Annotated in this window: 7 protein-coding genes; all 7 read left to right on the forward strand. The window is 66.2% G+C overall.

Translation table 11 applies throughout. The annotated features are described in order from the left end of the window. The first annotated feature begins 129 nt into the window (after window positions 1-129). On the forward strand, window positions 130-753 hold the full coding sequence (locus tag VIR09_RS06520) for an SCO family protein (RefSeq protein WP_332012131.1): 624 nt from the start codon (window positions 130-132) through the stop codon (window positions 751-753). Window positions 754-781: 28 nt separating this feature from the next. Continuing rightward, a complete protein-coding gene (locus VIR09_RS06525) occupies window positions 782-1,276 on the forward strand; it encodes a copper chaperone PCu(A)C (protein ID WP_332012132.1) in 495 nt (164 codons plus the stop codon). 250 nt (window positions 1,277-1,526) lie between these two features. Beyond that, a complete protein-coding gene (locus VIR09_RS06530; RefSeq protein WP_332012133.1) occupies window positions 1,527-1,886 on the forward strand; it encodes a DUF4148 domain-containing protein in 360 nt (119 codons plus the stop codon). A gap of 236 nt (window positions 1,887-2,122) precedes the next feature. After that, window positions 2,123-3,325 carry an ATP-binding protein gene (locus VIR09_RS06535; protein WP_332012134.1) on the forward strand — a complete coding sequence of 401 codons (1,203 nt, stop codon included), beginning with the start codon at window positions 2,123-2,125 and terminating at the stop codon, window positions 3,323-3,325. Between the two features lie 5 nt (window positions 3,326-3,330). Then, entirely contained in the window at window positions 3,331-3,882 is a 552-nt protein-coding gene (locus VIR09_RS06540; RefSeq protein ID WP_013395889.1) for a response regulator transcription factor, read from the forward strand. Between the two features lie 258 nt (window positions 3,883-4,140). Continuing rightward, complete coding sequence (gene cyoA, locus VIR09_RS06545; protein ID WP_332012135.1) at window positions 4,141-5,049, forward strand: ubiquinol oxidase subunit II; 909 nt, start codon at window positions 4,141-4,143, stop codon at window positions 5,047-5,049. A gap of 2 nt (window positions 5,050-5,051) precedes the next feature. Continuing rightward, the coding region (locus tag VIR09_RS06550) for a cbb3-type cytochrome c oxidase subunit I (RefSeq protein WP_332012136.1) at window positions 5,052-5,957 on the forward strand (906 nt) is incomplete at its 3' end.

A 5,957-nucleotide genomic window follows, 5' to 3' on the forward strand; every position in this document is an offset into this window, starting at 1 on the left:
ATGCGCCACCGGCGCAGACCGCCTCGGGTCCGCCTCTCGGTTCCCGTGCCCCGCCACTCCTCGCCTGACTCCGCCTGAACGCGCGGCTCCGCCGCGCCCCTGGACGAACCGTCAACCGACGAGGTTTTCATGCATTCCCCCCTTCTGCGCGCGCCCTCTGGCGCGGCGCGCTCCCACGCGCCCGATCCGCGGCGCCGCCTGCTGCTGTCCTCTTTCGCCCTGCTGGCCCTGGCGGGCTGCGGCCCCGATGCGCCCAAGCTGCACGGCATGGATCTTTCCGGCATGCCGGCCGGCGACTTCCAGCTGCAAGACACCGAGGGCCGCGAACGCAAGCTGGCCGACTACGCCGGCCAGCCGGTCATGCTGTTCTTCGGCTTCACGCAATGCCCGGACATCTGCCCCACGGCGCTGACCCGCGCCGTCGAGATCAAGAGCCTGCTGGGCCCGGATGCCAAGAAGCTGCGCGTCCTCTTCATCACCGTCGACCCCGAGCGCGACACGCCGGAGATCCTGCGCGCCTATACCCAGGCCTTCGATCCGGACTTCGTCGGCCTGCGCGGCAATGCCGAGCAGACGCGCGCCGCGGCCCAGTCGTTCAAGGTCTTCTACCAGAAGGTCGCGACCGGCTCGTCCTACACCATGGACCACACCGCGCTGACCTACGTCATCGACGCCAGCGGCAAGCTGCGCATCGCCCTGCGCCACCAGCAAAGCGCACAGGAATGCGTGGACGACCTGCGCACCGTGCTCTGACCCGAACCTATATAGAGAGGCAACCATCATGAAAAAATCCGCGATCAAGTCCCTGGCGGCCGCCGCCTTCGCCGTCTGCGCCCTGGCGGGCGCCCACCCCGCCGCGCTCGCCCAGGACGCCGCCCTGAAGGTGGACGACGCCTGGGTGCGCTCCACCGTGCCCAGCCAGCACGCCACCGGCGTCTTCATGCGCCTGACCGCCGCCGACGCCAGCCGCCTGGTCGGCGTGGAATCGCAGGCCGCCAAGCATGTGGAAATCCATGAAATGGCGATGCAGGACAACGTCATGAGGATGCGGCAGGTACCAGGCATCGCCCTGCCGGCGGGCCAGGCCGTGGAGCTCAAACCCGGCGGCTACCACGTGATGCTGATCGATCTGGCCGGCCAGATTTCGCCGGGCGACCACGTCGCCCTGACGCTCATCGTCGAGGACGCCGACAAGCGCCAACGCCGCGTGCCGGTAGACGCAGTGGCGCGTCCGCTGAACGCCGCAGCCGCTCCCGCCGCCGGTCACGGCCACTGACGCGCAGCCCGCAACGTCCCCATGAAAGTGGCTTGACAGCTGTACTGCATGGCTGAAACAGCTTCCTTGCAACACGGCCGTCCTGCGTGCAACGCCGCGCTGCGCGCCGGGTCGAATTGAAAAGGTCCGGCGCGCGCCATCGCGGCGCGCCCGGCCAGGCTTTCCCGCATCCAGGAATCGTCCGCAGGCAGCAGCGCGGACGTAGGCGCGGCCCGCAACGGCCGCAAGCTTTGATTGCCAGGAGCGTTTCATGAAGACCCTCAGCAGGACCTTATTGCTATGCGCCGGCTTGGCCGCCGCCGGGGCCGTCCAGGCCCAGACCACGCAGTATTCCCGCGATCTCTACGGCGACTGGCGGGTGACCTACGCCGCCCCCGCCGCCAAGACGGCGGACCAGGTCAGCACCGAGCTGGCCCAGTCCAAGGCCAGCGGCCAATACTCGTTCGGCCAGGAAGACTATCCGCCTCCCGTCGTTTCCCGCCAGAGCGAAACCCGCGCCCAGGTGGATCAGGAACTGCAGCAGGCACAGATCCAGGGGCAGATGGCATCCGATCAGGAAGACTACCCTCCCCCGGCGATGGCCCACAGCGGCACCTCTGACATTCATTAATACAGAGGCCGGGGCGGCGGCAGGCCCCGGCAGTTGGCGAGAGTATAAGGGACACATCAAACGCCCGCTGACCGGCGGCGCCTCCTGATTCGCCATACAATGCCAGCACATCCACCGTCGGCCTCCCCCCAGGCGCGGCGGCAGCCGGCCTCCGCCGCCGAGCCCCGGATGCCAGCGTTCCGCGCAGCCGGGCGCCCGTACCCGCCGGCAGCCTGCCGGCACCTCTGTGTCTGGATATGCCCGGTAGTTCCGCCTTTTCATTCCTGCGTACCCTCTGCAGCCTGCGCTGGCTCGCCATCGCGGGCCAGGCCGCCACCATTCTGCTGGCCAGCAGCGTCCTGGGCCTGGCCCTGCCGCTCGAACCCCTGTGGATCGGCGTCGGCGTGCTGATCGGCTTCAACGTCTACGCCAGCCTGCGCCTGCGCCACCGCCGCGACCTGTCCCACGCCACCGCCTTCGGCCATCTGTTCGTGGACATGGCGGTGCTGGCCTGGATGGTGGGCTGGAGCGGCGGCATCAGCAATCCGTTCGGCATGATGTTCCTGATCCTGACGGCGCTGGCGGCCCTGGCGCTGCCGCGCAACTGGGCCCTGGCCGCCGCGGTGGCGGGCATCTCGGGTTACACCGTGGCCGCGATCTTCGGCCAGCCCCTGCGCGGCGACGTCGACACCCATACGCTGCTGCTCTGGGGCATGGGCGCCAACTTCCTGATTTCCGTGGTGGTGGTGCTGGTGTTTTCGACCCGCCTGGCCTCGGACCTGCGCGACCGCGAGCGCGAGCTGGCGCGGCTGCGCGAACGCTTCACCCGCAACGAAGGCATCGTCGCCCTGGCCACCCACGCCGCGGCGATGGCGCACGAACTGAACACGCCGCTGGCGACCATGACCCTGCTGGCCGACGAGATCGCCGCCGAGGTCAAGGACGAGGACCTGCGCGCCGACGTCTCCACCCTCAGCCAGCTGCTGGCCCTGTGCCGGGAACGTATCCGCAATCTGGCGGTCCCAACCGCGGTGGACCTGGTCCGCGTGGTGGGGCAATGGCGTTTGATCCGGCCGACCATCGATCTGCAGCGCTCGGGCGCCCTGCCCGGCAGCCTGCGGGTCGATCCGGCCATCGCCCATCTGCTGCAGGCCCTGCTGAACAATGCGGCCGACGCTGGCGAAGCCGCCGACGTGCCGCGCGTGGACCTGCATCTGGAATACGGTTATGGCGCCCTGCGCGGCGAAGTCAGGGACTACGGGCGGGGTTTCGACCCCGACCAGACCCTGTTGCCGGCGACCAGCCTGTTCAACAGCGGCAAGCCGGGAGGGCTGGGCGTGGGCCTGGCGCTGTCGCACGCCACGGTCGAACAGATGGGCGGCGAAATGACCATGACCGCCGCCGAAGAAGGCGGCACGCGTATCCGTTTTTACCTCCCTCTGGGGAGTACCGGGACTTGAGTGCAATGAACCCAACCGATCTTGGCCTGCTGATCGACGACGACGAACTGTATGTGCGCACCCTGCAGCGCAGCCTGTCGCGCCGCGGCCTGGAAACCCGAACCGCCACCGGCATCGCCGAGGCGCTGCGCGTGGCCGAGGAAATCCGCCCCGCCTTCGCCCTGGTCGACCTGCGCCTGGGCGAAGACTCCGGCCTGACCCTGATCCGTCCGCTGCGCGCCCTGCGCGCCGACATGCGGATCCTGCTGGTCACCGGCTACGCCAGCGTGGCCACCGCCGTCGAAGCCATCAAGCGCGGCGCGGACGACTACCTGCCCAAGCCCGCCACGGCGCCCATGATCCTGCGCACGCTGGGCCTGGTAAAGCCGGAAAACGTTACGATCGAAACGACCATGACGCCCTTGCACCGCCTAGAATGGGAGCACATCCACCAGGCCCTGCACGAAACCGGCGGCAATGTTTCGGCCGCGGCGCGCCTCTTGGGCATGCACCGGCGCTCCCTGCAGCGCAAACTGGCCAAGAAACCGGGGCCGGAACGCGAAGTGCTCGTGGACTGATTTGTGCGGATGCGACAAAACGTCGCATCGCCCAGATGCGGTGGTGCGACATATCGTCGCACCCTGGAACCCGGGGACATGCCCCTGCCCTCCTAGGAAAACCCTGAATCTGCTCCCCTTGGGGCGGAATCCTCCCAGGCAATGCGACCATTCGTCGCAGGCTTGACCCATATCAAGCCGATAGGATGGACCTTGCTGCCTAGCAGCATTCCAGTCTGCTGCTTTGCAGCATTTCCCACCTTCCATCCAAGGCTGTACGTGAAACACCCCCTCCTTGCGACCCTTACGCGCATTCTCAGCGTCGGCGCGGTCATGCTGCTTGGCGGCTGCAACATGGAAATCCTCTCCCCCAAGGGAGATATCGGCATCCAGGAAAGGACTTTGCTGTTCACGACGACCGGGCTCATGCTCATCGTCGTGATTCCGGTCATCGTCATGATCCTGGTCTTTGCCTGGAAATACCGCGCATCCAACACCAAAGCTGACTACCAGCCCAAGTGGGCCCACTCCACGGCAATCGAAGTCGTGGTCTGGACCGTCCCTTGTATCATCGTGGCCATCCTGGCCGTGATCACCTGGCGCTCGACGCACGCGCTGGATCCCTACAAGCCGCTCGTGTCCGAACACAAGCCGGTGACCATCGAGGTGGTTTCCCTGGATTGGAAGTGGCTGTTCATCTATCCCGAGTACGACATCGCCACGGTCAACGAGATCGCCTTCCCGGTCGATGTTCCGGTCAACTTCCGGATCACCTCGGCCACGGTCATGAACTCGTTCTTCATCCCCCAGCTGGGCAGCCAGATCTACTCGATGGCGGGCATGGAGACCAAGCTGCACCTGAACGCGCGCGAAGCCGGCACCTATGCGGGCATCTCGGCCAACTACAGCGGCGCCGGCTTCTCCGGCATGCGCTTCAAGGCCATCGCGATGTCTCAGGAAGGGTTCGACAACTGGGTCAAGGATGCCAAGGCTGCCCCGACCGCGCTGACCCCCGAGGTCTACGCGGAACTGGCCAAGCGCAGCGAGCGCAATCCGGTCGTCAAGTATTCGTCGGCGCCCCCCGCCATGTTTGATTTCATTCTTGGCAGCACCATGACCAAGATGGCCGGCGTGGACTCCGCCACGTGCACCCCCACGTCGAACAATCTGATCGCAGGAATTAACTAACAATGCTCGGGAAACTCACCCTCGAGGCCATTCCGTACCATGAACCCATTGTCATGGTTACGCTGGCCGCCGTGTGCCTGGGAGGCCTAGCGGTCTTCGGCGCCATCACCTACTTCCAGAAGTGGAAGTATCTCTGGACGGAATGGCTGACCTCGGTCGACCACAAGCGCATCGGCGTGATGTACATCATCGTCGCCCTGATCATGCTGCTGCGCGGCTTCGCCGACGCCATCATGATGCGTACCCAGCTGGCGGTCGCATCCTCCGACTCGGCCGGCTTCCTGCCACCCCATCACTACGACCAGATCTTCACCGCCCACGGCGTCATCATGATTTTCTTCATGGCGATGCCCTTCATCACCGGGCTGATGAACATCGTGGTGCCGCTGCAGATCGGCGCCCGCGACGTGGCCTACCCGTTCCTGAACTCGCTGAGCTTCTGGCTGTTCGGCGCCGGCGTCGCGCTGATGATGGTCTCGCTGTTCGTGGGCGAATTCGCCGCGACCGGCTGGCTCGCCTATCCGCCGCTCTCCGGGCTGGACTACAGTCCAAGCGTGGGGGTGGACTACTACATCTGGGCGCTGCAGATATCCGGGCTGGGCACCACGCTTAGCGGCATCAACTTCATCGTGACCATCCTGCGCATGCGCGCGCCGGGCATGGGCCTGATGAAGATGCCGATCTTCACCTGGACCTCGCTGGTCACCAACGTCCTGATCGTCGCCGCCTTCCCGGTGCTGGCCGCCACGCTCGCGCTGCTGACGATGGACCGCTACCTGGGCACGCACTTCTTCACGAACGACATGGGCGGCAACGTCATGATGTACGTGAACCTGATCTGGATCTGGGGCCACCCCGAGGTCTACATCCTGGTGCTGCCGGCGTTTGGCGTGTATTCGGAAGTGGTT

The sequence above is a fragment of the Achromobacter sp. genome (genome assembly GCF_036567245.1).
Classification (GTDB): Bacteria; Pseudomonadota; Gammaproteobacteria; order Burkholderiales; family Burkholderiaceae_B; genus Achromobacter.